Here is a 24,705-nt window from a genome sequence, read left to right as displayed (position 1 = left end):
TTATGAATCAATATCAAGCAGAATCATATGATGTTATTGTCGTCGGTGCTGGACATGCTGGCTCTGAAGCAGCCTTAGCAGCCGCACGAATGGGCGTTAAAACGTTACTTTTAACGATTAATTTAGATATGGTTGCTTTTATGCCATGTAACCCTTCTGTTGGTGGACCTGCCAAAGGAGTCGTTGTCCGAGAAATCGATGCATTAGGCGGCGAAATGGGTAAAAACATTGATAAAACCTACATCCAAATGCGGATGCTAAATACTGGTAAAGGTCCAGCAGTGCGTGCGTTGCGCGCGCAAGCTGACAAACATGCCTATGCGACAGAAATGAAACATACCATTGAAAAAGAAGAAAATTTAACCCTTCGTCAAGGGATTGTTGAAGAATTAATCGTGGAAGATGGCGTTTGTCGTGGTGTTGTAACTTCAACAGGTGCCGCATACCGTAGTCAAGCAGTGGTGATTACTGCCGGTACTGCCTTGCGTGGCGAAATTATTATTGGTGAATTAAAATATTCATCAGGACCAAACAATTCGCAACCTTCCGTTGGTTTAGCCAATCATTTAAAAGAATTAGGTTTAGAAATCGATCGCTTTAAAACAGGAACGCCGCCGCGAGTAAAATCAAGTACGATTGATTATTCTGTGACAGAGGAACAACCAGGCGATAAAGAACCCAACCACTTTAGTTACAGCACGCCAGATAGTGCCTACAATCAAAACCAAGAACCTTGTTGGTTAACTTATACGAATGAAACAACGCATGAAATTATTCAAAAAAATCTACACCGTGCCCCAATGTTTACTGGGATTGTTGAAGGTGTGGGCGCTCGGTATTGCCCATCCATCGAGGACAAAATTGTTCGTTTTGCAGACAAACCAAGACACCAATTGTTCTTGGAACCAGAAGGGTTGAATACCGAAGAAGTTTACGTCCAAGGCTTATCTACTTCTTTACCAGAAGATGTCCAAACAGAAATGCTTCATTCTATTGAAGGATTAGAAAAAGTAGAAATGATGCGTACAGGTTACGCCATTGAATACGATGTGGTAGTCCCTCACCAATTACGCCCAACATTAGAAACAAAGGTCATTGAAAATCTTTATACAGCAGGTCAAACGAACGGAACTAGTGGCTACGAAGAAGCTGCTGGTCAAGGCTTGATGGCAGGAATTAATGCTGCATTGAAAATTCAAGGCAAAGAGCCTCTTGTTTTAAAACGTAGTGATGGCTATATTGGCGTCATGATTGACGATTTAGTTACAAAAGGCACTAACGAACCTTATCGCTTATTAACGTCACGTGCGGAGTATCGTTTGATTTTACGACATGACAATGCGGACTTACGTTTAACAGAAATGGGTCATGAAATTGGCTTAGTCAAAGAAGAACAATATGCCGCCTATCTAGTCAAAAAAGCGGCTGTTGAAGCGGAAATTGCCCGCTTAGGCAAACATCGGATTAAACCAACCAAAGAAGTGCAAGCATTTTTGGAAACCAAAGGCGCTGCTGGCTTAAAAGATGGTATTTTAGCTAGAGATTTTCTGAAACGCCCAGAAATCAGTTATCAAGAAGTCGCTCAATTTATTCCCGCACCTGAAGAGGCGCTCGATCCAAAAGTGATTGAACAAGTAGAAATTCAAATCAAGTACGAAGGCTACATTAAAAAAGCCATGGAAAAGGTTGAGAAACTAAAACGCATGGAAGCAAAACGCATTCCAGAAAACATCGATTACCAAGCGATTAACGGCTTGGCTACAGAAGCAAAACAAAAACTACAAAAAATCCAACCAGAAACGATTGCCCAAGCAAGCCGTATCAGCGGTGTGAATCCCGCTGACATTAGCATTTTGATGGTCTACATCGAACAAGGAAAAATCGCGAAAGTGCAAGGATAATAAGTGAAAAAAGAAAGTTGCTATTTAAATGGTGTAGTTAAACTCAAAAATTAATTTTTTTTGATTTAACTTTTAAATGCACTAGCATAGCAGCTTTCTTTTTGTATGGATGAGTTTTATTGTAGTTAATTTAGTTTGAATAGAAAAAATAAACAAGCTAACTCATAGAAATAATTATATTTTTAACATATATTAGAATGTTCTTGATTTATATTAGTGGAAAAAGTAACATATAAGTGATCACAATTATCTGAACAAAAATAAAAGTCAGGGGAGAGAAGTTTTGTGTTGAGTAAAAAATGGTATATGGGGATATCTTTATTATTATTGATTAGTTTGACTGCATGTGCATCTAATAGTGAAAGTACTGGTTCAAAAAAAGTTCAGAAGAACCGATAAAAGTGACAAACAGTTCGAGTGATTCACAGAAAACAGAAGATTCATTGCCAAAAATAATGAATAAATTAGCAGCTAATGGCCAGTCGGTTGATGAAATCTATGTAACTGGAGATATAACTGTGGGGAATGATGCTACAGTAAAACCTGGTATTTATGATTTAGAAGTTACTGGTGGACGTGGTAATTTCACAGGAACTAGAAAAGATATTAACGGATTATTTTTTAATTGGGTCTTGGGTACACCTGATTCAAGTGCAGATTATGCTTCAAAAGTAAGATTAATTTTATTTGATGGTGATGTGTTAAGTTTTAGAAATATATCTAAAATCAAACTAAATGCTGTACCAGAAAAAGTTACAGAAGCTACAGAGTTAGGTATTGGCGAATATATAGTGGGAAGAGATGTACCTGCTGGAAAATACAAATTGAGTACAAACATGGAAATGGATCCACAGTTTGCTAATTTGGGTTGGGATTTAGATATATATAATGATAATGAAGGAAATTCTAGGTCGCAAAATTTTAATCCAGGGAATCAAGATGTAGCAATTGAGTTAAAAGAGGGAGAAATTATTTCTACTTCTTTCTACAACTCTAAACATGATGTACCGACCGACACAGCAAAATTAATTTTAACAGCAGTATAAAGTTGGAATATTTGGAAATAGCTACTTATAACTCAGTTTAGTCTACATCGAACAAGGAAAAATCGCGAAAGTGCAAGGATAATAAAAATTTGAAGCAGTTGCTTCTTCACGGATGATTGATTGTGAAGAAGCAACTGCTTTTTTGTTTTGAATTAGTCTACTCTTTTTTCTAAACTACAAAAAAAGACTGTCTTAAATAATTTCACAAACTGACCTATACTGAAAGCGCAAACAAATGATAGGAGTGGAACATATGACAGATTGGTTAGGAATTAAAGGAAAAGTAGTGATTGTTACAGGAGGCTCATCTGGTATTGGTCGCAGCATTGTTGAAAGCTTGTTAGCACAAGAGGTCTATGTCGCTAATTTTGATATCTCAGCATCAGAAACGCAACATGAGCATTTACTCTTTGTGAAAGTCGATGTAACTTCTCGAGCAGAAGTAGAAGCGGGTGTCGCTCAAGTGGTGGAAAAATTTGGAACCGTAGATGGCCTAGTAAACAATGCCGGCATCAATATTCCACGTCTATTGGTGGATAAAAATCATCCTCATGGGCCTTATGAATTATCGGATGAGGTATTCGACAAAATTGTAGCCATCAATCAAAAAGGGCTCTACCTAATGAGCCAAGCAGTGGGCCGGATTCTTGTACAAAAACAAGCAGGTGTCATTATTAATATGTCTTCAGAAGCTGGATTAGAAGGCTCCGAAGGGCAAAGTGCTTACGCTGCAACGAAAGCAGCGGTCAGCAGTTATACACGTTCATGGGCTAAAGAGTTAGGAAAATCAAACGTCCGTGTCGTGGGGATTGCGCCAGGCATTATGGAAGAAACGGGCTTGCGCACTTTAGCATACGAAGAAGCATTGGCTTATACACGAAACATTTCTGTTGAGCAATTGCGAGCAGGTTATTCAAAAACAAGTACGATTCCATTAGGTCGTAGCGGAAAACTCCATGAAGTCGCTGACTTAGTATGCTATTATTTATCAGACCGTTCAAGCTATATTACAGGCATCACCACAAACGTAGCTGGAGGTAAAACAAGAGGATAGAGGTGGGAAAACTAAATGACGCTAGTAAATAGATGGTACCAAGTAATAAAATTACTAGTTGATCACAAAGGAATGAGCTTACAGGAATTGCAAGAAAAATTAGCCGCAAGTCCTCAAACAGTTCGTAAAAACATTGATACATTGAATGATGAATTAATCGGTATCGCCCAAATTATTCAGAAGGAAAATCTCTTTCAGTTAGAAATCAATAACTTTGAAGGTTTTGAAGAGGTTTTGTCTGGACGGCTAAAAAGGGAATCTGATTTTAATTCTTCAAGCAAGCGTGTTTCCTACATTATCAAACGATTAATAGAAGAAGATCAATTTATTTCAACTTATGATTTATCCGAAGAACTCGCCGTTAGTCGCGGCACAGTTAATAAAGACATTAAGCGCATGAAAGAGCTGATTGCTCCTTGGCAGGTTGCGGTTGTAGGTACGCCAAACCGTGGTATTCATTTAGAAGGAAAAGAGTTTGATTTACGCTTACTTCATGTGAATTACGTCCAAGAATATTTTGAAGAACAGTTTCTTCATGAAACTACCAAACAAATGATACAAAAAATAATCAAAGAAACAAGACTAGCGAAACAAGATAGTTTTCTTTTACGAAGAGTGGTTTCAATTGTTTTGCAGCGTGTTTTAGCTGGAAAACTCATTACGGAACTACCACCAGAATATGTTGATTATGTTCGTCATAACGAGCAGATTGAAGAACTGATGTATCACTTGGAAATAACCTATAATGTAACGTTAAGCCAATGGGAACGTTCCTTTATCAGCTTTCCTTTTAACATCAACACAAACCATATTCGTAATTCTTTATTGGCTGATGAAGGACTCTTAGCTGACTATTTTCAAAAAATGATGAAAAAAATTCATCATTCAGTTGTTGTTGAATTTGATGAGGACTTCTTGTTTTCAGAAATGAAAGATCATTTAAGAAACGTGATGAATCGACTCGTTTTTCATGTGGAGTGTCACGATTTATTTTATGGAGAAATTGAACGACAATATCCTCTGGCCTATGAATTAGCCAAGATTGGCTTGCAAGAATTGGGCCGTTTGTTAAATCGTTGTGTGCCGACGGTTGAATTTGGGTATCTCGCTTTGTATTTTGAACTAGCATTGAGAGGGAACTATGAAGCGGGAGCCAAAAAAGAAATCGCCGTAATCTGCAGTACAGGTCATGGAACGGCCTTGATCATTCAGCGGCAATTGGAAAAAGTTTTGGGTCCAGACGTCCAGATTGCCCATTTTTCTGAAGAAGAGGCAGAGAGAAGAGAATTGAATCAATATTTTGCTATTTTTACAACCATTCCCTTAAAAAATATTCGACCACAAACACCGATGATCCATTTAACTAATTTATTTAACGATACTTGGCTCAGAAATGAGTGGCAGAGAGCAAAAGAAATTCGTTCCGTGGAATCTCAAAATATTCATATGACCTATCAATTATTAGAGAATACTCAAGGTTACCGAGCGAATATCCAAAAAATGATTGCTGATTTAGAAGCAGAAAAATTAGTAGATCCCCAATTTATCGAACGAATTTTTACTAGAGAAGATCAACAAACAACTATTTTTGAATCGGGGATTGCCTTTCCCCATACAATTAATCAAGCCTTACCAACGATTATTTTATCGATTGGGGTTTTTGAAGAATCACTGGTTACACCAGAAGGTAAAGTTGATGTTATTTTTCTGTTGGGTATTCCAGAAGAGCTGACGGCCACTGTTGAAGCAGAGTTACTACAACTATATGACCGCTTGTTTACAATCGCAGGAGACGAACGTTTACGTAATGAGTTACGGAAGCAACGAGATGTTTTAGCGGTTAAAGAGTGGATGCAAAGGAAGGGGATTATCATATGAGTTTTATCTACGTATTCGGGGCGCTTTTTTTAACAGCTTACTTCGTTCAGATAGCTATGGGAATGAAACAGATTAAACACTTTAATCAAAACTACCAAGAATTGCGACAATTAGGGAAAGTCGCGATTGGTCGACGTGCAGGGAAGTTAAAAGCAGGCACGATTATCTTGTTTGCTGTGGATTCACAAGGGAAAATCTTAGCCGCTAGAAAGATGCAAGGTGTCACTGTTCTAGCTAAATTTCATTCCTTACCTCAGTACGTGAACGAGGATATTCATTATATGGATCATTACCATCCGCTCGTACAAAAGGAAAATAAATTAACCCAACAAGCGATGGAAAATGCACGAGAAATTTACTTACGTGTTGAGCTTGGCAATTATCAAGAAACACAACCATTAACGCCGCTTAATGGAGCCAAAATTCAATGGCAATTATGGAAAAATAAAGTACAAACAAAATTGAAAGGAAGTGTCGAGTAATGTCTTATATTACAAAATTTGCGGAAGGATTTATGCACCTTTTCCAAACAGGAGCAGAAACATTTATTTCTTGGATGACAGGCATCGTACCTGTTGTTTTGATGTTAATGGTAGCTATGAATACTTTAATTGCTTTTCTAGGAGAAGAAAGAGTAACCAAGGTAGCCAAACTTTCTGCCAAAAATCCTGTTACGCGGTATTTAGTGTTGCCTTTTTTATCCGCTTTTATGTTAGGCAATCCAATGTCCTTTACGATGGCTCGATTTTTACCAGAATACTATAAACCTAGCTATTATGCTGCACAAGCGCAATTTTGTCATACCAGTAATGGAGTTTTTCCTCATATTAATCCTGGTGAATTGTTCGTTTGGTTAGGGATTGCGCAAGGGATTGATACGTTAGGACTAAATTCGATGGACCTAGCGATTCGCTATATGTTTGTAGGGATATTAATGAATTTTATTGGCGGTTGGGTTACCGATTTCACTACCGCCTATGTTTGCAAACAACAAGGAATTACCCTTAGTAAAACAGTAGAGATTGCTGTGGATTAGAAAGGAGCAAGGTGAGATGACGTACAATAGTATTAAGGTAGTTAAAGGAAATGGCGGTTATGGTGGGCCCTTAGTGATTACACCGACAGAAGAAAAACATAAATTTATTTACATTACAGGTGGCGGCGAGAAACCCGCAATTGTTGATAAAATCGTAGAATTGACAGGAATGGAAGCGGTCAATGGTTTTAAGACATCGATTCCAGATGATGAAATCGCATTAGCCATTATTGATTGTGGAGGCACTCTTCGTTGCGGAATTTATCCTAAAAAAGGAATTCCTACTATTAACGTTGTTCCAACTGGCAAAAGTGGTCCCTTAGCACAATACATTAATGAGACAATTTATGTTTCCGCTGTAGGCCCGAAACAGATTACATTGACATCAGAAGAAGCTGCTGCTGATACAGAAAAGCCCACCTCGAAAAAAACAGAATTTAAATATGATACAAGTAAAAAAATTACTGAACAAAAAGCGGAACAACAAAGTTTTGTTGCAAAAATTGGTATGGGTGCAGGAAAAGTTGTAGCGACATTCAACCAATCAGCCCGTGAAGGCGTACAAACGATGATCAACACAGTGATTCCGTTTATGGCATTTGTTTCTTTATTAATTGGTGTGATTCAAGGTTCAGGAATTGGTGAATTTTTTGCCAATATCATGGCGCCATTGGCAGGAAACATTGTGGGGTTAACAATTATTGGTTTTATTTGTTCTCTGCCGTTTCTTTCTCCTTTATTAGGTCCTGGAGCAGTAATCAGCCAAGTAATTGGAACGTTAATTGGTGTGGAAATTGGGAAAGGCAACATTCCGCCACAACTAGCTCTACCAGCATTGTTTGCTATTAATACACAAAACGCGTGCGACTTTATTCCCGTGGGTTTAGGCTTGGAAGAAGCTGAAGCTGAAACCGTTGAAGTCGGGGTCCCTTCTGTTTTATATTCTCGTTTCTTAAATGGTGCCCCTCGAGTACTAGTTGCTTGGTTAGCAAGTTTTGGATTGTATAGTTAAAAAATTTTTTTGGAGGATGGGAAATGTCAGTATTTACAACAAAGGTTCAGTCTATTGGACCAGAAGCCGAATTATTTAAAGAAGAAAAAATGGTCATCTTATTTGGAAAAGATGCACCAGATGCTTTAGCAGATTATTGTTATAACATTGAGGTTCAGCCAGTCACAGAAGCGATTACGGACAAGCAAACGTTAGTGATTGATGAACAAACTTACCAGATTACCGCTGTAGGCGAGGTAGTATTAACTAATTTAGACACATTGGGTCACATTACTATTAAATTTGATGGCGCAACAACACCTGAATTACCAGGTACATTATATGTTGAAGAAAAAGCTATTCCTGAAATAACTGTTGGTACAACAATCACTATTCTATAATTATCGTTTAAGGGAGGAACGTAAAAGATGGAATTTATGCTAGATACAATTAATCTTGAGGCTATTCGAAAGTATCAGAAAATTTTACCACTGGCAGGCGTGACGTCTAATCCCAGTATTGTTAAACAAGCAGGAAAAATTGACTTCTTTGCGCAGATGAAAGAAATCAAAAAAACGATTGGACAAGCGAGTTTGCACGTCCAAGTGGTCGGTCAAACGACAGAAGAGATGCTAGAAGATGCCCAAACCATTGTACAACAATTAGGCCAAGAAACATTCATTAAAATCCCAGTCAATGAAGCAGGCTTGGCAGCCATCAAACAACTAAAGCAGGCAAATTATCGGATAACAGCAACCGCTATTTATACAGAATTTCAAGGTTATCTAGCGATTGCGGCAGGTGCAGATTATTTAGCGCCTTATTATAATAGGATGGAGAATTTAACAATTGATTCTCAAAAGGTTATTGAGCATTTAGCTGCAGAAATTAAACGGACGAACGCAAAGAGTAAGATCTTAGCTGCTAGTTTTAAAAACGTGGCACAAATTAATCAAGCCTGTCAAATGGGGGCGCAAGCGGTCACTATCGCACCAGAACTCGTGACACAAGGCTTGGCAATGCCCGCCATTCAAAAAGCAGTAACTGATTTTCAGGAAGATTGGGTTGCTGTTTTTGGAGTAGAAACGGTAAACGAATTAGAATAAAAAGAACGAGAAGAAAAAGCGGCCATTTTTCTTCTCGTTCTTTTTTTGTTTCACATGAAACATCTACGATTATTCACTTGCTTAAAAATTAGACAATTTTCTTTATTTGTCAAAGAATTTCTTAAAAAAAAGGGTTATCTTTTGGGTATTTTTTTTGGTAGCAGTATGATGAGGGTATCAAATGATAGGAGGAAACGAGAATGAGATACACAAATGGAAATTATGAAGCATTTGCTCGACCAAGAAAACCAAAAGGTGTAGATGACAAGAGTGCCTATATCGTTGGTGGTGGCCTAGCAGGTTTAGCAACGGCTGTTTTCTTAATTCGTGACGGTCAAATGAAGGGCGAAAATATTCACATTTTTGAAGAACTCACGCTGTCTGGCGGTTCTTTAGATGGTAAATTTATTCCCCATGATGGCTTTGTCACTCGCGGCGGACGCGAAATGGAAAACCATTTCGAGTGTTTGTGGGATCTATTTCGTTCGGTACCATCATTAGAAGTAGAAGATGCCTCTGTCCTAGATGAGTTTTACCGGTTAGATTTAGATGATCCGAATTCTTCAAATTGCCGCATTATTCATAACCGTGGCGAACGTGTCCCCGATGATGGACAATTTACTTTATCCAAAAAAGCACAAAAAGAAATCGTTGATTTATTTATGACTTCTGAAGATCAATTAATTGGCAAAAAAATTGAAGATGTTTTCGGCGAAGAATTTTTTGAATCCAACTTTTGGATCTATTGGTGTTCAATGTTTGCTTTTGAAAAATGGCACTCTGCCATTGAAATGCGCCGCTACATCATGCGCTTTATCCACCACATCAAAGGTTTGCCTGACTTTACAGCCTTGAAGTTTACCAAATACAATCAATACGAATCGTTAGTGAAACCATTACTAAGCTTTTTAACCAATCAAGGGGTAGACTTTCAATATGAAACAACGATCAATGATATCCAAGTCGACATCAAAGGAGCTACTAAAGTTGCTCGGCGATTATTGCTGACACAAGCGGGCAAAACCAAAGAAATTCCTTTAACTGAAAATGATTTAGTCTTCGTAACGAATGGCTCAATTACTGAAAGTTCGACGCAAGGAGATCATCATACACCAGCACCAATTACTCATGAACTAGGGGGAAGTTGGAATCTCTGGAAAAACTTAGCAAAACAATCCCCAGAATTTGGGCACCCAGAAGTTTTCTGTGAAAATTTACCAGATGAAAGTTGGTTTGTCTCAGCAACGATTACGTGGGAAAATTTCGATATTGAACCGTATCTTTCTCGGTTAACACATCGTAAATTACGCACAGGAAAAATTGTCACAGGTGGTATTATTACTATCAAAGACTCTAATTGGATGATGAGTTTTGCTATGCATAGACAACCGCATTTTAAAGAACAAAATGATCAACAATCTATAACTTGGGTATATGGATTACTTTCTAATAAACCAGGAAATTATATCAAAAAACCAATCGAACAATGTACAGGCCAAGAAATTACGCAAGAGTTACTTTATCATTTAGGGGTCCCAGAAGGGGAAATTGAACGTATTTCAGAAGAATCGGCTACCACTATTCCGGTTTATATGCCGTTTATCACTTCTTACTTTATGTTAAGAGAACCAGGCGATCGACCATTAGTTGTACCAAACGGCTCTAAAAATCTTGCTTTCATTGGGAACTTCGCAGATACTGAACGAGATACGGTGTTTACAACAGAGTATTCTGTACGGACAGCGATGGAAGCTGTTTATCAATTGCTAGAGGTTGAACGCGGAGTACCAGAAGTGTTTGCTTCTGCATACGACTTGCGCGTCTTAGCAAACTCTGTTTATTATTTATCTGACAAGAAAAAATTAACAGAAATGGATATGCCGTTCGTGGAACGCAAAATGGTTGAACACTTTGTGAAGAAATTTGAGGATACGTATATTGGTGATATTTTAAGAGAAAATCATTTAATTTAGTTGAAAAAGCGAGTGTAAATCACTCGCTTTTTTGGTTGTTTTATTAACCGTTGAATAAATATTCATAATTGTGTATATTTATTTTATGATTTTATGGATATTAAATATATAATATATCGAATAGAGGTAGCAAGTAAACAACTTCGCAAAAAAATCTTAATTTCTGAAGAGACTTTTTCAAAATTTTGTTGAAAAGAAGGCGCATTTTTACCATAGTTTCTTCACATTTAACGGCTATTATTTAAACATACCCGATAAACAAAACCCTAACAAAACACTTTTTCATTTTTTAACTCCTCCGCCCGCCCTTCCCCAAAGGGCGGGTTGTTTTTTTGCGTTAAAGCAGTTGGCATTTTGCGGGGAAAGGATTATCATTATAGAAGAAGTATATAGAAAAAGGCGGCGAGAAGATGGGACGTTGGCAAGAATTACAACAAGCAATGAGTGCTGGTGTAGAGGCGGCGATTGACGCTGGCTGGGACCGCCAAGCTGTTTATGGATTAGTGGAAAGCGCCATAAAAGACACGCGTTTCTTGCCACTTGAGCAAGCGAAAACAGCAGTCGCGGAACTGTTTTCTGAAGTGGAAGAAGTGGGCTCTTCAGCGTATGAGCGATTATTTCGCTTTTCGGCTTATCGTCCGCAAGAAAAGCTCTCGTTACTGTTATGGCAATTAGGTGCAGTGTTGGATCAGCATGGCATGTTGCAATTAGTAGGACCTTATCGTTTCTCGAAGACGATTGCACCGCATGCGACGTTTTGGGATTTGTTGGCAAAAACAGTTCAAAAAGCCTATCCGTTAGGTCTTCTTGGGAGCTTTAACCAAGAGAAAGCGAAAAAGATACATCAATTAAGAATGTATATTGATCGTCAAAATATCATGTATATCCGCGATTTTTTTAAACAAGAAGGGGACACCGATGAACAGGCATTAAAACGCTATGTTTTTGCGGCCAAGCCGCAAGGGATGGGCGGGCGGAAGCTGAAAAAAAGCTCTGCTCGTTTGCACAACAAATACCCTGAGGGGGCATCTTATTCTTTAATTAATAAGAAACGATTGACACCTAATTTTCACAGTGAGTTTATTTTGAATGAAGAAGGAACCTTTGTAACCCAGTGGGATGTGTTAGTTGAAGACTGGCGAGGCAGATTAATTAGTAATCCAGCTTATTATCAAGCGGCCAAAAACAATGAATACCAGGAAAAAGTCTTGAATGGTGAATCGTTTAATTATGCAAATCGGAATAATCGTACCCATGAATTACTAGATAGTTCACCACCAGGGAGATTTGATCATGAATTACGAAAAACAGCCAAAAAAGGTTGGTTAAGTCCCCGTATCCAAGAATACGACTACCGCAGAGAACGACAAATAAAGTGCGATGATTATAGTAAGTAAAACAAGCCAATGTTTCACATGAAACATTGGCTTGTTTTATTCTTAGAGAAAGGCGGTTTTCGTTGCCGCCAATTGAATATTTTGGCCCGTGACTAGAGACTTTTTACTACATAAAAAGGCGGATTTTTCTTTTATCATTCAGGCAAAAATCTTCCGAAAAGCATTGCAAGAAATTGCTATTTGCGTTAAAGTAGGAAAAGATGATTGTGAAACATTTTTCTGTTTCACAAAAAAGGAAGGAGTCTTTATGCTACCCGAAGAATTTAGACAACTATTAGCCGCAAAAGGCATTGAATTGACAGACCAACAGATGACACAATTTGACCAATATTTCCATTTACTAGTAGAATGGAATGAAAAAATGAATTTAACAGCCATTACAGAAGAAAAAGAAGTTTATTTGAAACATTTCTATGATTCTGTTTCGTTGGCATTCTTTGAAGACTTTGCCAGCGATAAAGCCATTTGTGATGTTGGCGCAGGCGCAGGATTTCCAAGTATTCCTTTGAAAATTGTTTTTCCTTCATTAAATGTCACAATTGTTGACTCTTTAAATAAACGAATTACTTTCCTAACAGAGTTGGTGAATCAACTAGGTTTGGCTAATGTTTCTTTGTATCATGATCGTGCAGAAACATTTGGTCAAAAAGCAGAATTTCGTGGCGCGTTTGATTACGTTACAGCGCGAGCAGTTGCACGATTAAATGTTTTAAGTGAACTGTGTTTACCCTTAGTTAAAAAAGAAGGCTATTTTTTAGCCTTAAAAGCATCGAAAAGTGAAGAAGAAATTAATGAAGCAAAACCTGCAATCGCTACATTAGGCGGTCAATTTCAAAAAGAAGTTGGTTTTACTTTGCCGATTACGGCAGACGAACGCCACATTGTCGTGATTCAAAAGAAAAAAGAAACCCCTAAAAAATATCCCAGAAAACCTGGATTACCAAATAAACAACCGATTAAATAAGATGGAGGCACACACATGACACGAATTATTTCTGTAGCGAACCAAAAAGGCGGCGTTGGTAAAACAACGACCACTGTAAATTTAGGCGCATGTTTAGCAAACTTAGGCAAAAAAGTCTTACTGATCGACATTGATGCACAAGGAAATGCTACCAGTGGCATGGGTGTCCCTAAACCAGATGTCGCACACGATGTGTATGATGTCCTTGTAAATGAAGAACCAATCACTAGCGTGGTTCAACATACCAGCCGTGAAAATTTAGATATTGTCCCTGCAACTATTCAATTAGCAGGCGCTGAAATTGAATTAACTTCAATGATGGCTCGAGAATCGCGCTTGAAATTAGCAATTGATGAAGTAAGAGACATGTATGATTTCGTTTTAATTGATTGCCCGCCTTCTCTAGGGCATTTAACAATCAATGCTTTTACAGCAAGTGATTCGATTCTAATTCCTGTTCAATGTGAATATTACGCATTAGAAGGCTTGAGTCAATTGCTAAATACGATTCGCTTGGTTCAAAAACATTTTAACCCTGAATTGAAAATTGAAGGGGTCTTGTTAACCATGTACGATGCTCGGACCAATTTAGGTGCCGAAGTCGTGGAAGAAGTCCGTAAATATTTCCGTGAAAAAGTCTATGACACGATTATTCCAAGAAATGTCCGTTTATCCGAAGCACCAAGTCATGGTTTACCAATCATTGACTATGATATTCGCTCAAAAGGTGCCGAAGTGTATCAAGCACTAGCAAAGGAAGTGTTGGAGAATGAATAAAGGCAAAGGTTTAGGCAGAGGCATCGATGCCTTGTTTCAAGATATCGCAAAGCTAGAAGATGTCGACGTTAAGAACGAACAAGTGACAGAAATTCTATTAAACGAACTTCGTCCCAATCCTTACCAACCGCGGAAAACATTTGATGAAACCTCTTTACAAGAACTTGCAAACTCGATTCTACATTCCGGTGTGTTTCAACCGATTATTGTTCGTAAATCGGCAGTTAAAGGCTATGAAATTATTGCAGGTGAGCGTCGGTTCCGGGCTTCTAAATTAGCCGGCAAAGAAAAAATTCCCGCAATTATTCGCGAATTTGATGAAGAATCCATGATGCAAGTTGCTGTTTTGGAAAACTTACAAAGGGAAGATTTAAATCCGCTAGAAGAAGCAGAAGCCTATGAAATGTTAATGAAAAATTTGAAATTAACACAAGCGGAAGTCGCAGAACGTTTGGGAAAAAGTCGCCCGTATATTGCCAATTATTTACGGTTGCTAACCTTACCAGATGCGGTCAAAGCAATGGTTCAAAAACAAAGCATGTCAATGGGTCAAGCACGGACGTTATTAGGCTTGAAGAACAAAGAACAGCTATTGCCATTAGCTAATCGTTGTATTAAAGACAATTTAACGGTTCGACAATTAGAACAACTTGTCGCTGAATTAAACGAAACACAAGGCAAAAAGGGCAAAAAAGCGAAAAAAGCCATCAAGGAAAAACCCATTTATATTCGAGAAAGTGAAGACCGCTTAATGGATAAATTTGGGACAACCGTAGCGATTCAAGAAAAAGAAGGCAAAGGAAAAATTGAAATTGAGTACTTGTCCTCTTCGGATTTGGCTAGAATTTTAGATATTTTAGATATTCATTTTGACGAGGAATAAAAAGCAAAGTGAGAAAGTAAGACAGAAAGTCACAAATCCTTTTGCTAGTTTCGTTAAAAAATGGTATTGTAATCATGGTATTTTTATATAAGTAAGAGAAGAAAGAAGGCTTGGAACATGTATGATTTAGGCGATATTGTCGAAATGAAAAAGCCGCATGCTTGCCAAGCAAATCGTTGGCAAATCATTCGCATGGGCGCTGATATCAAAATCAAGTGCACGAATTGCGGGCATATTGTCATGATGCCGCGTCGTGATTTTACTAAAAAATTAAAAAAAGTAATCGAGAAAAAAGCAGACTAATGCTTTGATGCCTCTAATAGAAAAGAGAATAGACTGAGAGAAAGAGTGGAAAACAAATGGCACTAACAGCTGGAATTGTCGGCTTACCAAACGTTGGTAAATCGACCCTATTTAACGCAATTACAAAAGCAGGAGCAGAAGCTGCAAATTATCCCTTTGCAACGATTGATCCGAACGTCGGCATGGTTGAAGTACCAGATGCCCGTTTACAACGCTTGACAGAACTAGTAAAACCGAAAAAAACAGTTCCCACAACGTTTGAATTTACAGACATCGCCGGAATTGTTAAAGGTGCCAGCAAAGGAGAAGGGCTGGGAAATCAGTTTTTAAGTCACATTCGTCAAGTAGATGCAATCTGTCACGTGGTTCGTTGTTTTGATGACGAAAATATCATGCGTGAACAAAATCGGGATGCGGATTTCGTTGATCCTTTAGCAGACATTGATACAATTAATTTAGAGCTAATTTTAGCAGATTTAGATTCAATCAATAAACGCTATACTCGCGTGGCAAAAATGGCGAAAGCAAAAGATAAAGAAGCGGTGGAAGAATTAGCTGTTTTAGACAAAATTAAACCAGTTTTAGAAGAAGGTTTATCTGCTCGTACGATTGAATTTACGCCAGAAGAAGAGAAAATTGTTAAATCTCTTTTCTTATTAACCACAAAGCCGGTCCTTTATGTAGCAAATGTTTCAGAAGATGAAGTGGCGGATCCAGACAACAACGAGTATGTACAACAAGTTCGTAATTTTGCAACCAGTGAAAATGCGGAAGTAATCGTAGTTAGTGCGCGAGCAGAAGAAGAAATTGCTGAATTGGATTCTGAAGAAGACAAGGCTGAATTTTTAGAAGCAATGGGCATTGAACAATCTGGCTTAGATCAATTGATTCGTGCGGCGTACGATTTGTTAGGCTTAGCTACCTACTTTACAGCTGGTGAACAAGAAGTTCGTGCATGGACGTTCCGTAAGGGAATCAAGGCACCTCAAGCAGCTGGGATTATCCACAGTGACTTTGAACGAGGCTTCATTCGTGCGGAAACAGTTTCTTATGAAGACCTAGATAAATATGGCAATATGCAAGCTGCCAAAGAAGCGGGCCGTGTTCGTTTAGAAGGAAAAGACTACGTCGTTCAAGATGGCGATGTTATGTTGTTCCGTTTTAACGTTTAAAAAAATGTGCCCAACAAGCAATTTGTTTTGGGATAAGCCCACATATTTAAGGCCATTCAGCCGTTTAGAAAGAGGTTCCCTCTACATGAGGGTGAGGAGGATACAACTATGGAAGCAGAAGCATTACGAGCAATCGTGGCTGAGAATCGTCAATTAGAACAGAATTTGACTAAAAGAAATGAACAATACATTTTTGACTTAAAAAAATCATTAAAAGCGGCTAATTTATCTGAAGAAGAGCTAGCATTGGCTCTACACGGTATTTTACCAGAATTAGTAGCCGGTCAAAAAACAGGTAAAACAGCCCGTCAGTTATTTGGCACTGTTTCAGAACGGACGGAAGCAATTTTAAATAAACCAGCAGAAGTCAAAGAACCAGCGGGCTGGATGATTTGGCTCGACAATACCTTACTATTACTTGGTTTATTAACAATCATGTTAGCGGCGATGTCTCTATTTTCAAAAGGAACCGCACAACCTCTCGGATTAACCACATATATCTTAGGTGCGATGGCTGGGGGTTATGTTTTCTATCTAATGCACAAATATGTTTATCGTTTTGATCGTCAAGGTGGCGACAAAAGCAAACGTCCTGGTTGGTTAAAAACGACCGCCATTCTATTTGGTGGGATGTTCTTGTGGATTGCAGTTTTCGCTGGTTCAGCGATGCTGCCACCAGTGATCAATCCCATTTTAGATCCGATGATTGCTTTAGTAATCGGTGCGTTAGCCTTTGTAGCACGCTATTTCTTCAAGAAAAAATACAATATTCAAGGTAGTTTCATGACACGTCAATAAACGGCGCGCGCTCAATTGTGAATGCGCTCGGCTGACGCAGAAACTGCAACAAGCAAAGTCGCTCTCTCAATAGAGCGTTTTAACAGTTAAAGCCTGGGGGATTAGTCGAAAAAGCTAGTGTCCCAGGCTTCTGTTTTCAGAAGTTTGCTAAAGAAAGGAGCCTCTTATGGGACAACAAGTGAAGTCTTGGTGCCGTCAACACGAGCGGCTACTCATTTTTATTAGTTTTCTCTTATTAAGTGGACTTTCTCTTTATTTTGTCTATTTTCAAGAGAATTTTTTACGAGCAAGTGATTTCCGCTTTCATCAAAATCGGGTGGAAGGCCTCGCATTAGCAATTAAAAACAACGACTGGTTTCCTAAAATCAATTATTTTTTCTTGGGAGGCTATGGCTATGCCTCTAGTTTGTTTTATCCAGATGCGTATCTTTATTTGCCTGCGCTTTTGCGTGTTCTGGGGCTTTCCTTTGTCGCTAGTATGGCGGTTTTTGTGTTTGCGGTAAACTTGGCAACATTTAGTCTTACTTATTATGCAGGCCGATTAATGGCGCTCTCTAAAAAAAGAAGCTATCTCTTTGCCATTTTGTATGGCTTATCTATTTACCGCATGCAAGACTTGTTTAATCGCCAAGCGTTAGGAGAATTTTTGGCGCTAAGTTTTTTTCCGTTGGTCTTAGCGAGCCTGTTTTTATTACGAAAGGGAACCACGAAATGTTGGCCGTTGTTAACGCTGGCGATGACTGGGATTGGGTTGGCTCACTTTATTTCTATTGAAATGGTTTCTATTTGGATTGGGTTATACATTCTGTTTTATTGGCAGCAGTTTTTTAAAAAGGAGGTCCTGTGGGCATTAACGAAGGCTGCAGGTCTGACGCTGCTTTGGCTGGCCTTTTATCTTTTACCAGTTGCTGAACAAATGAAAAATCAAGTGTTTAAAGTTACATCCAATCCACTCACTTATATTTCCGAAAGAAGTTATCCCATTGATTCTCTTTTCATTAATAGTTTAAAGAGCAGTGTTTTTCACGCGAAAACAGCGAATCTAGGAACCCTTTTGTTTGTGGGACTTGTTGTAGCAGTGGTTTCGCTTGCCAGCAAAAAAATTCAGAACAAACGGTTTATTGGTTTGACGCTGGTACTCTTATTGATGGTTACCACGCTTTTTCCTTGGCACTGGCTGAACCACACGCCTTTAAATACGATTCAGTTTCCTTGGCGGTTTTTAGGGATTCTTTCCGTAATGCTCGCTTTTTTCATTGCACAAGACGAATGGGGCGTTTTCCGTAAATCTTGGACCGTGGCTTTGTTGGTTTTCCTTGCCATCAGCAATTTAGGCATTTATCAATATCAAAGTATTCAGTCACAACAAGGTCGCCTGTTAACAAAAGCTGAGTATGAGCAACCAACACCTTTTTATATCGGTGCGGGCCATGAATATTTGCCAGATGAAATCAATTATCAGGAATTATTGAAACAGAAAAAACGACAACTTGATTATTCGGCAGAACAAGTAACCATTACAAATGTTAGAATGCCTTATGGGAAAATTTCATTTGATTACCAAGTGGTGAAGCAATCAGCGAAGGTGACCGTTCCTTTTATTTATTACTTAGGCTATCAAGCCACGATTCAAATGAAAAACCAAACGGGCGCTAAAAAAATGAACCTAACCAATCAAGGAGGCTTAGCCGCTCTTTCTTTATCTGGTACAGGACATGTCGACATCCGTTACCAAAGAACAAAAGTGCAAAAAATAGGGACAATGATTACCTTGCTTTCTGTCGGCGGTTTTGGATTTAGCCGATTTTTACAACAAAAAAAGAAACACAAGATAAAAGAACAACGATGAAAGTAGGACCTTAATTAGGAAGAGTTGAATAGAGGACAAACCGATTTTGGTGTTTTGTCCTTTATTCCTCATTGATTATTTAAACAAATCTAGTTGACTTCCTTAGTATTATCTGTTATTTTCATATATAAAATTAAGTCGAGGAGTGGACAAAAAAATGTCAAATTGGGAAACAAAATTTGCGAAAAAAGGTCTTACATTTGATGATGTGCTATTAATCCCTGCAGAAAGCCATGTCTTACCAAATGATGTAGACATGAGTGTACAATTAGCTAAAAATATCAAGTTAAATATTCCATTGATGAGTGCCAGTATGGATACTGTTACAGATAGTAATATGGCAATTGCGATGGCTCGTCAAGGTGGACTAGGTGTCGTACATAAAAATATGACTGTCGCCCAACAAGCAGACGAAGTACGTAAAGTCAAACGTTCTGAAAGCGGCGTTATCATTGATCCATTCTTTCTAACACCAACAAACTTAGTAGCGGATGCAGAAGAATTAATGAGTCGTTACCGTATTAGCGGTGTGCCAATTGTAGAAACAATGGAAAACCGTAAATTAGTCGGAATTATTACAAACCGTGATATGCGTTTTGTAACCGACTACCAAATCAAAATTGAAGAAGTCATGACAAAAGATCATTTAGTCACTGCGCCAGTTGGCACATCTTTAAAAGATGCAGAAAAAATCTTACAAAAACATAAAATCGAAAAATTACCAATCGTTGATGAAGCAGGTCGCTTAAGTGGCTTAATTACAATTAAAGACATTGAAAAAGTGATTGAATTCCCAAATGCTGCCAAAGACGAACACGGTCGTTTACTTGTGGCGGCAGCAGTCGGTGTCACTAGTGATACGTTCGAACGTGCGGAAGCATTATTAGAAGCAGGTGCCGATGCGATTGTTATCGATACTGCACATGGCCATAGTGCCGGCGTTATTCGCAAAATTAAAGAAATTCGTGAAACGTTCCCTGAAGCAACATTAATTGCTGGTAATGTTGCCACTGCTGAAGCAACCAAAGCATTGTATGATGTCGGCGTGGACGTTGTCAAAGTTGGTATTGGACCTGGTTCAATTTGTACAACACGTGTCGTTGCCGGTGTTGGTGTTCCTCAATTAACAGCGATTTATGATGCTGCTTCTGTAGCTAGAGAATATGGTAAAGCAATTATCGCTGATGGCGGTATTAAATATTCTGGTGATATCGTGAAAGCCTTAGCTGCTGGTGGCCATGCTGTAATGCTAGGAAGTATGTTAGCAGGTACAGATGAATCTCCAGGCGAATTTGAAATTTATCAAGGCCGTCGTTTCAAAACTTACCGTGGCATGGGCTCATTGGGTGCAATGGAAAAAGGATCAAGTGATCGTTACTTCCAAGGAAGTGTCAATGAAGCAAACAAATTAGTGCCAGAAGGAATCGAAGGACGTGTCGCCTACAAAGGAAGCGTTTCTGATATTGTCTTCCAATTAATCGGTGGCTTGAAATCAGGGATGGGTTACGTCGGTGCAGCAGACCTGAAAGCGTTGCGTGAAGAAGCACAATTTGTTCAAATGAGTGGTAACGGATTGAAAGAATCACATCCACATGACGTTCAAATCACAAAAGAAGCACCAAACTATTCTGTTCAATAAAATAAAAGCTGATTTTTTTGAAATTTAAAAGAGGCAGACGTCATTTCGACGTCTGCCTCTTTTTCTGTAGAATGAAGGATTTGCTTCTGTTTCCGCCGTTTATCAATTTTTAAGCCTGTAACAAAAATCCAAAGTGATTTTTGTTACAGGCTCCTTTTCCTATAGAATAAAAGCCGTTATCTGATATCAGACAACGACCTTCATCTTCCCTTTATTTAATAACTGTTAGGTTACCCATGTAAGGAACTAGGACTTCTGGTACAGTCACAGAGCCATCTTCGTTTTGGTAGTTTTCTAAAATAGCAGCGACTGTCCGTCCCACGGCTAAACCAGAACCATTGAGTGTATGCGCATATTGGACTTTATCATTTTCATCACGGTAACGAATCATCGCACGGCGCGCTTGGAAATCTTCACAGTTTGAGCATGAACTGATTTCACGGTATGTCTCTTGAGCGGGAATCCAAACTTCCAAGTCATAAGTTTTCGCAGCTGAGAAGCCCATGTCACCTGTTGAAAGAGCCATGACACGGTAAGGTAATCCCAGTTTTTGCAGAATTTCTTCGGCATTATTCGTCATTTTTTCTAATTCCTCATAAGAATGCTCTGCATCACTAAATTTAACCATTTCGACTTTATTAAATTGGTGTAAACGAATTAACCCACGTGTGTCACGACCAGCGCTACCAGCTTCAGAACGGAAAGAAGGGCTCAAGGCCGTAAAGTAAATCGGTAAATCCTTGCCATCTAAAATTTCATTGTTGTAGTAATTAGTTAACGGGACTTCTGCCGTTGGGATTAACGTTAAATCCGTATCTTGTAATTGGAAGACATCTTCTTTAAATTTAGGAAATTGGCCAGTTCCGAACATGGCGGTGTCATTAACGATATAAGGCGTAATCATTTCTGTATAGCCATGTTCATAAACATGTAAATCTAACATGAAGTTGTATAACGCACGTTCTAAGCGAGCACCTAAGCCTTTGTAATAAACAAAACGGCTACCAGCTACTTTGGCACCACGTTCAAAATCTAGAATGCCTAAGTTTTCAGCGACTTCCCAGTGTGGTTTTGGTTCAAAAGCAAAAGTTCTTGGTTCACTCCAACGACGTACTTCTACATTTTCTTCTTCACCAGCACCAACAGGCACAGAATCATCTGGCAAGTTCGGTAAAGTAGTTGTGATCCCACGTAGCTCTTCGTCAATAGCATTAATTTCTGCATCTAACGCTTTAATATTACCGCCGACTTCTTTCATTTCCGCGATTTTGGCCGTTGCATCTTCTTTGTTTCGTTTTAATTGAGCAATTTCAGCAGACACATCATTCCGGTATTTTTTCATTTCTTCGACTTTGACTAATAAATCACGGCGACTTTCATCTAAACGCAGAAATTCCACTAAGATTTCTTCTTTCACACCACGGGTTTGTAGCTTTGCTTTTACTTCGTCAAAATTTTGACGCATCATTTTTACATCTAACATATTTTTTCCTCCTTAAAATTAGTACATAATCAATAATAACTGTTGTAGAAAACAACAAAAAAGCCATCTCACCCCAAAAATAAATATTCTTGGGACGAAATGACTGGAAATCTCGCGGTACCACCCAAGTTCAGTAATGTTACTGCCCTTGATTTGCAGATAACGGCTGCAGACCGTTCCAACTTATTTCGCTGGACACCTGGAAGAGACGGACTTCTTTATGGATGAATGTTTGCTCGCACCCCCGCAAACTCTCTGAAATTCAGTGCCATAAATACTTTTTCTCTTAGTTTTCTCTTTTCTATAGAATACCGAAAAAGTTCAGGGATGTCAATTAACTCTCTGATTTCTTGTTGGTACGCTGTAAGGGTAGATGAATAATAAAGGAAGTCCACTTTTGATCAGACTTCGCATAAATATATCCACCATGTAAAGCAACAATACTTTGTGCAATAGCCAGACCTAAACCAGTACCACCCGTTTCTTGTGATCGGGATTCTTCGACACGATAGAAGCGGTCAAATAACTGATCTAAAGAATGTTTAGGGATAGCTGGTCCATCATTGCGAACAGCGATAATTGCTTCGGTGCCGACTTTGTCTACTTCCATTACAATATGATGGCCGCCTTTGCCATATTTCAAAGCGTTTGAAAGAAGGTTGTTAAAGACTCGGACTAGTTTTTCCGTATCGCCTTCCATCATTAAAGAAGCTGGATTGGCTTTTACTTGGATTTGCATATTAATCTTTTTCGCTTCCAATTCAAAATCGGCAGCAAGCTGTTCAATTAATTGTGCCATATCAAAAGTCGTCGTATGAATCGGTACACTTGGTTGACGGACTTTTGTATATTCAAAAAGATCATCAACTAATAATTTCATTTGTTTCGCTTTGACGTAAGCGGTATGCGTATATTTCAGTAAATCTTCTTGGCTATGAAATTGACGATCTTCAATCAATCCCAGATAACCAATAATAGAAGTTAACGGTGTCCGAATATCATGACTGACATTCGTAATTAATTCATCTTTTGATTTTTCAATTCGCCGTTCATCTTCAATGGCTGCGACAGTACTATCCACTAGACCGTTAATACTCGTCACGACTTTTGCTAAATCACCACTTAATTCAAACGGAATGCGGTGATTGTAATTACCATCAGCGATGTAATGTAACTCACTGATAATATGACGCAATTGCATTTGGTGGTAGCGACGAATTAAGCGCCAATAGAGAACAGCTGCATCTACTAAAAAGAAAATGGGTAAGACAAATTTATTCCAGCTCCAAAACAAATCAGTATTTAATTCTTTAGCGACCGCATCCTTAGTGGCCCAGATGACACCAGCTAAGGGCGAGTTTTCACTAAGTAGTTGTCCTAAAAGGAACATAATTGAGACATTTAATAGTAGTAATAAAACAATTGTCACAATTGCTTCTGCTAATAACTCGCTGATTTCTTTAGAAGTTAAGGTAATTCGTTTTTGTTTTTCAATCTTTTTAGGTTTAACGAGCATCGATCTTATATCCAACTCCCCACACTGTTTGAATGACTTTTTCTCCACCAGTTGCTTCTTCAATCTTATCTCTTAAATGACTGACGTGAACCATCACGGTTTTAGCAGAAACAATACTTTCTTGTTGCCACACACGCTCAAAAATTTCATCCGCACTAAACACACGATTTGGATGACTAGCTAATAGATAGAGGATACCAAACTCAAGAGCGGTTAATTGAATTTCTTTTCCTTCTATTGTTTTGACTTCGTGAGAGTCCTTATTAATCATTAATGGGCCGACTTCTAATTCATCGGGTTCTTCTTTGGTTAATTGCATTTGGCTTCTACGTAAAATAGACTTCACCCGAGCCATTACTTCTAAAGGATTAAAAGGCTTGGTGACATAATCGTCTGCACCAGCAACTAAGCCTTTGATTTTATCCATATCGGTTGTTTTTGCTGTTAACATAATAATTGGAATTTGCGATTCTTTTCGAAGTTCTTTCACTACTTCCATTCCATCCATGATTGGCATCATAATGTCCAAGATTAATAAATCGATATCTGGTGTTGTGTGCAATTTGGATAATGCTTCTTTTCCATCATAAGCTTTCACGACTTCGTATCCTTCATTATGAATATAAATACTCAATAGTTCTACAATTTCTTTATCATCATCTGCAACTAAAATTTTCATAAGCGTTCATTTCCTCCATATATAAAAAATCTCTTTTCCATATTTTAACAAATAATTGCTAAAAAGGACAAAATCCTTGATATATTACGATAAATTTAGAAGATTTTGCTAAAAGTTAATAAACTATAGCCAAAAAATGATGAAAGGGGGTAAAAAGCGAACGAAAATACCTATACCAATCATAATAATCGGTATTGAAAAAAAGTTTAAAAAAAGTGAAAATAATGATTGACCAATGCTTGAAATCTTGGTATATTATT

The 24,705-nt window shown here is 38.3% G+C and carries 22 protein-coding genes and 1 other annotated feature; of the genes, 19 read left to right on the top strand and 3 right to left on the bottom strand.

Annotated features, from left to right (window positions below; translation table 11 throughout):
* Positions 1 to 2: 2 nt before the first annotated feature.
* The 19 genes from mnmG (at position 3) to guaB (ending at position 20,767) form a co-directional block, all read left to right on the top strand.
* Positions 3 to 1,901 (top strand): tRNA uridine-5-carboxymethylaminomethyl(34) synthesis enzyme MnmG, encoded by a 1,899-nt coding sequence (gene mnmG, locus KQI94_RS08990; protein WP_002355988.1) that lies wholly within the window; start codon positions 3 to 5, stop codon positions 1,899 to 1,901.
* A gap of 401 nt (positions 1,902 to 2,302) precedes the next feature.
* Positions 2,303 to 2,947: a hypothetical protein gene (locus tag KQI94_RS08985; RefSeq protein WP_002368738.1), complete on the top strand. Its 645-nt coding sequence runs from the start codon at positions 2,303 to 2,305 to the stop codon at positions 2,945 to 2,947.
* Between the two features lie 253 nt (positions 2,948 to 3,200).
* Entirely contained in the window at positions 3,201 to 4,001 is an 801-nt protein-coding gene (locus tag KQI94_RS08980; protein WP_002355987.1) for an SDR family oxidoreductase, read from the top strand.
* A 15-nt stretch (positions 4,002 to 4,016) separates the two neighbouring features.
* Positions 4,017 to 5,879: an HTH domain-containing protein gene (locus KQI94_RS08975; protein WP_216454372.1), complete on the top strand. Its 1,863-nt coding sequence runs from the start codon at positions 4,017 to 4,019 to the stop codon at positions 5,877 to 5,879.
* Positions 5,876 to 6,361, top strand: a complete 486-nt coding sequence (locus KQI94_RS08970; RefSeq protein WP_002368739.1) for a transcriptional regulator GutM — start codon at positions 5,876 to 5,878, stop codon at positions 6,359 to 6,361. Before KQI94_RS08975 ends, KQI94_RS08970 begins: the two co-directional genes overlap by 4 nt.
* Positions 6,361 to 6,915, top strand: coding sequence for a PTS glucitol/sorbitol transporter subunit IIC (locus KQI94_RS08965; protein WP_002355983.1), 555 nt, complete (start codon positions 6,361 to 6,363; stop codon positions 6,913 to 6,915). The genes KQI94_RS08970 and KQI94_RS08965 overlap by 1 nt, the downstream gene beginning before the upstream one ends.
* 16 nt (positions 6,916 to 6,931) lie before the next feature.
* Positions 6,932 to 7,927, top strand: a complete 996-nt coding sequence (locus KQI94_RS08960) for a PTS glucitol/sorbitol transporter subunit IIB (RefSeq protein ID WP_002355982.1) — start codon at positions 6,932 to 6,934, stop codon at positions 7,925 to 7,927.
* A 23-nt stretch (positions 7,928 to 7,950) separates the two neighbouring features.
* On the top strand, positions 7,951 to 8,307 hold the full coding sequence (locus KQI94_RS08955; RefSeq protein ID WP_002355981.1) for a PTS glucitol/sorbitol transporter subunit IIA: 357 nt from the start codon (positions 7,951 to 7,953) through the stop codon (positions 8,305 to 8,307).
* Positions 8,308 to 8,334: 27 nt separating this feature from the next.
* Complete coding sequence (locus KQI94_RS08950; RefSeq protein ID WP_002368741.1) at positions 8,335 to 9,012, top strand: fructose-6-phosphate aldolase; 678 nt, start codon at positions 8,335 to 8,337, stop codon at positions 9,010 to 9,012.
* A 200-nt stretch (positions 9,013 to 9,212) separates the two neighbouring features.
* Positions 9,213 to 10,985, top strand: a complete 1,773-nt coding sequence (locus tag KQI94_RS08945) for an oleate hydratase (protein ID WP_002361446.1) — start codon at positions 9,213 to 9,215, stop codon at positions 10,983 to 10,985.
* A 410-nt stretch (positions 10,986 to 11,395) separates the two neighbouring features.
* A complete protein-coding gene (locus KQI94_RS08940) occupies positions 11,396 to 12,382 on the top strand; it encodes a DUF3114 domain-containing protein (protein ID WP_002368742.1) in 987 nt (328 codons plus the stop codon).
* Between the two features lie 247 nt (positions 12,383 to 12,629).
* Positions 12,630 to 13,346 (top strand): 16S rRNA (guanine(527)-N(7))-methyltransferase RsmG, encoded by a 717-nt coding sequence (gene rsmG / locus KQI94_RS08935; protein WP_002355977.1) that lies wholly within the window; start codon positions 12,630 to 12,632, stop codon positions 13,344 to 13,346.
* A gap of 15 nt (positions 13,347 to 13,361) precedes the next feature.
* A complete protein-coding gene (locus KQI94_RS08930; protein ID WP_002355976.1) occupies positions 13,362 to 14,123 on the top strand; it encodes an AAA family ATPase in 762 nt (253 codons plus the stop codon).
* Positions 14,116 to 15,006, top strand: coding sequence for a ParB/RepB/Spo0J family partition protein (locus KQI94_RS08925; protein ID WP_002355975.1), 891 nt, complete (start codon positions 14,116 to 14,118; stop codon positions 15,004 to 15,006). The genes KQI94_RS08930 and KQI94_RS08925 overlap by 8 nt, the downstream gene beginning before the upstream one ends.
* A gap of 117 nt (positions 15,007 to 15,123) precedes the next feature.
* Positions 15,124 to 15,309 (top strand): DUF951 domain-containing protein, encoded by a 186-nt coding sequence (locus tag KQI94_RS08920; protein WP_002355974.1) that lies wholly within the window; start codon positions 15,124 to 15,126, stop codon positions 15,307 to 15,309.
* A 56-nt stretch (positions 15,310 to 15,365) separates the two neighbouring features.
* Positions 15,366 to 16,481, top strand: coding sequence for a redox-regulated ATPase YchF (gene ychF / locus KQI94_RS08915; protein ID WP_002355971.1), 1,116 nt, complete (start codon positions 15,366 to 15,368; stop codon positions 16,479 to 16,481).
* 108 nt (positions 16,482 to 16,589) lie between these two features.
* On the top strand, positions 16,590 to 17,279 hold the full coding sequence (locus KQI94_RS08910) for a DUF1129 domain-containing protein (protein WP_002363563.1): 690 nt from the start codon (positions 16,590 to 16,592) through the stop codon (positions 17,277 to 17,279).
* A gap of 166 nt (positions 17,280 to 17,445) precedes the next feature.
* Positions 17,446 to 19,128, top strand: coding sequence for a 6-pyruvoyl-tetrahydropterin synthase-related protein (locus KQI94_RS08905; RefSeq protein WP_002368743.1), 1,683 nt, complete (start codon positions 17,446 to 17,448; stop codon positions 19,126 to 19,128).
* Between the two features lie 157 nt (positions 19,129 to 19,285).
* Positions 19,286 to 20,767 carry an IMP dehydrogenase gene (gene guaB / locus KQI94_RS08900; RefSeq protein WP_002355966.1) on the top strand — a complete coding sequence of 494 codons (1,482 nt, stop codon included), beginning with the start codon at positions 19,286 to 19,288 and terminating at the stop codon, positions 20,765 to 20,767.
* A gap of 211 nt (positions 20,768 to 20,978) precedes the next feature.
* Here guaB and serS read toward each other — a convergent pair whose 3' ends face one another.
* The 3 genes from serS to KQI94_RS08885 all read right to left on the bottom strand — a co-directional run bounded on the left by serS (position 20,979) and on the right by KQI94_RS08885 (position 24,445).
* Positions 20,979 to 22,250 (bottom strand): serine--tRNA ligase, encoded by a 1,272-nt coding sequence (gene serS, locus KQI94_RS08895; protein ID WP_002355965.1) that lies wholly within the window; start codon positions 22,248 to 22,250, stop codon positions 20,979 to 20,981.
* Between the two features lie 87 nt (positions 22,251 to 22,337).
* Positions 22,338 to 22,546: a binding site (T-box leader), on the bottom strand.
* A 38-nt stretch (positions 22,547 to 22,584) separates the two neighbouring features.
* Positions 22,585 to 23,766, bottom strand: coding sequence for a HAMP domain-containing sensor histidine kinase (locus KQI94_RS08890; protein ID WP_002363566.1), 1,182 nt, complete (start codon positions 23,764 to 23,766; stop codon positions 22,585 to 22,587).
* On the bottom strand, positions 23,756 to 24,445 hold the full coding sequence (locus KQI94_RS08885) for a response regulator transcription factor (protein WP_002355963.1): 690 nt from the start codon (positions 24,443 to 24,445) through the stop codon (positions 23,756 to 23,758). Before KQI94_RS08885 ends, KQI94_RS08890 begins: the two co-directional genes overlap by 11 nt.
* Between the last annotated feature and the right edge of the window lie 260 nt (positions 24,446 to 24,705).

It is taken from the genome of Enterococcus sp. S183_ASV_20 (assembly GCF_018919685.1).
GTDB lineage: Bacteria > Bacillota > Bacilli > Lactobacillales > Enterococcaceae > Enterococcus > Enterococcus faecalis.
This window is presented reverse-complemented; position numbering and strand designations above follow the sequence as displayed.

Excerpts from the sequence above, each read along its gene's own strand:
- mnmG (WP_002355988.1), top strand. The coding sequence starts at position 3 with ATGAATCAATATCAAGCAGAATCATATGATGTTATTGTCGTCGGTGCT.
- KQI94_RS08980 (WP_002355987.1), top strand. The coding sequence starts at position 3,201 with ATGACAGATTGGTTAGGAATTAAAGGAAAAGTAGTGATTGTTACAGGA.
- KQI94_RS08975 (WP_216454372.1), top strand. The coding sequence starts at position 4,017 with ATGACGCTAGTAAATAGATGGTACCAAGTAATAAAATTACTAGTTGAT.
- KQI94_RS08970 (WP_002368739.1), top strand. The coding sequence starts at position 5,876 with ATGAGTTTTATCTACGTATTCGGGGCGCTTTTTTTAACAGCTTACTTC.
- KQI94_RS08965 (WP_002355983.1), top strand. The coding sequence starts at position 6,361 with ATGTCTTATATTACAAAATTTGCGGAAGGATTTATGCACCTTTTCCAA.
- KQI94_RS08960 (WP_002355982.1), top strand. The coding sequence starts at position 6,932 with ATGACGTACAATAGTATTAAGGTAGTTAAAGGAAATGGCGGTTATGGT.
- KQI94_RS08955 (WP_002355981.1), top strand. The coding sequence starts at position 7,951 with ATGTCAGTATTTACAACAAAGGTTCAGTCTATTGGACCAGAAGCCGAA.
- KQI94_RS08950 (WP_002368741.1), top strand. The coding sequence starts at position 8,335 with ATGGAATTTATGCTAGATACAATTAATCTTGAGGCTATTCGAAAGTAT.
- KQI94_RS08945 (WP_002361446.1), top strand. The coding sequence starts at position 9,213 with ATGAGATACACAAATGGAAATTATGAAGCATTTGCTCGACCAAGAAAA.
- KQI94_RS08940 (WP_002368742.1), top strand. The coding sequence starts at position 11,396 with ATGGGACGTTGGCAAGAATTACAACAAGCAATGAGTGCTGGTGTAGAG.
- rsmG (WP_002355977.1), top strand. The coding sequence starts at position 12,630 with ATGCTACCCGAAGAATTTAGACAACTATTAGCCGCAAAAGGCATTGAA.
- KQI94_RS08930 (WP_002355976.1), top strand. The coding sequence starts at position 13,362 with ATGACACGAATTATTTCTGTAGCGAACCAAAAAGGCGGCGTTGGTAAA.
- KQI94_RS08925 (WP_002355975.1), top strand. The coding sequence starts at position 14,116 with ATGAATAAAGGCAAAGGTTTAGGCAGAGGCATCGATGCCTTGTTTCAA.
- KQI94_RS08920 (WP_002355974.1), top strand. The coding sequence starts at position 15,124 with ATGTATGATTTAGGCGATATTGTCGAAATGAAAAAGCCGCATGCTTGC.
- ychF (WP_002355971.1), top strand. The coding sequence starts at position 15,366 with ATGGCACTAACAGCTGGAATTGTCGGCTTACCAAACGTTGGTAAATCG.
- KQI94_RS08910 (WP_002363563.1), top strand. The coding sequence starts at position 16,590 with ATGGAAGCAGAAGCATTACGAGCAATCGTGGCTGAGAATCGTCAATTA.
- KQI94_RS08905 (WP_002368743.1), top strand. The coding sequence starts at position 17,446 with ATGGGACAACAAGTGAAGTCTTGGTGCCGTCAACACGAGCGGCTACTC.
- guaB (WP_002355966.1), top strand. The coding sequence starts at position 19,286 with ATGTCAAATTGGGAAACAAAATTTGCGAAAAAAGGTCTTACATTTGAT.
- serS (WP_002355965.1), bottom strand. The coding sequence starts at position 22,250 with ATGTTAGATGTAAAAATGATGCGTCAAAATTTTGACGAAGTAAAAGCA.
- KQI94_RS08890 (WP_002363566.1), bottom strand. The coding sequence starts at position 23,766 with ATGCTCGTTAAACCTAAAAAGATTGAAAAACAAAAACGAATTACCTTA.
- KQI94_RS08885 (WP_002355963.1), bottom strand. The coding sequence starts at position 24,445 with ATGAAAATTTTAGTTGCAGATGATGATAAAGAAATTGTAGAACTATTG.